The sequence below is a fragment of the Moraxella bovis genome, from assembly GCF_002014975.1.
Taxonomy (GTDB): Bacteria; Pseudomonadota; Gammaproteobacteria; order Pseudomonadales; family Moraxellaceae; genus Moraxella; species Moraxella bovis.
The window spans coordinates 1-786 of sequence record NZ_MUXV01000004.1; the positions used below are offsets into that span (position 1 = coordinate 1).

The 786-nt window shown below is 45.8% G+C and carries 2 protein-coding genes; both read left to right on the top strand.

What is annotated here, in order from left to right; translation table 11 throughout:
* Positions 1 to 189: hypothetical protein (locus B0182_RS14135; RefSeq protein WP_078273175.1), on the top strand; the 189-nt coding region annotated here is incomplete at its 5' end.
* Positions 176 to 786 (top strand): hypothetical protein (locus tag B0182_RS01070; RefSeq protein WP_143821634.1); only part of this gene is annotated, 611 nt, incomplete at its 3' end. The genes B0182_RS14135 and B0182_RS01070, both read left to right, overlap by 14 nt.

The following is a 786-nucleotide window of genomic DNA, read 5'->3' on the forward strand; positions in this document are numbered from 1 at the left end:
ATGACCCCCCTAAAATTCTTATTCTTATACTTACCTGCAAGTTTTGCCTATTACACACTCATCTACACAGTGTTAATCATGCTCGGCTGGGTATCCAACCCTAACGACTTTAACCCCGACGACTATAAACCCGTAGCAACCCAAACGCTACAAGACGGCAGTCAGGTCACTTACCATGTCCCAAAATAAATCCGCCCATATTGCTTTTGCAATCCTCTCATTGCTCTTGCTTACCGCCCCTGCTCACGCAACAACTGCAACAATACCAAAACCGATTGGCGGTGTCAAACCGTCCAACCCCGCAGGGCTCGGTATCCAAATTGCTGTTGGTGCTTTGATGAAGGGTATTGGATGGATTATGGACGAGGGCATAAAAACCGAAAAAATCCCCGACCCCACAAGCGGTAGCGGTAGCACGACTGGCACAGGTACAGGAACAATAGCAGGCAGTGTGTCTGGTACAATCTCAACCCCATCACAAGCCCAAACATACCCTTTTGAATACTGGTTCGATGGCGAAAAATTCTCATCAGCAGAAAGTGCTTGTCAGTACGCATTTTCTGGATATTTATCGAAAAATAAACTTAAAAAATCAAGACGACCAGACGGCACTTATTTAGAGAAAACAGATGTTTATATTGGTAGTTCTGGCTACTATCATCCTAGCACACCGGGCTATTTTACTTGTAGCACCTACGCTGCGGGCGTTAATGATACTTCATGCGGTAAATCCAACATCTGCGGTTCTCACTACTCGTGGAGTGGTAGAATGGTCTACTCTGGCAC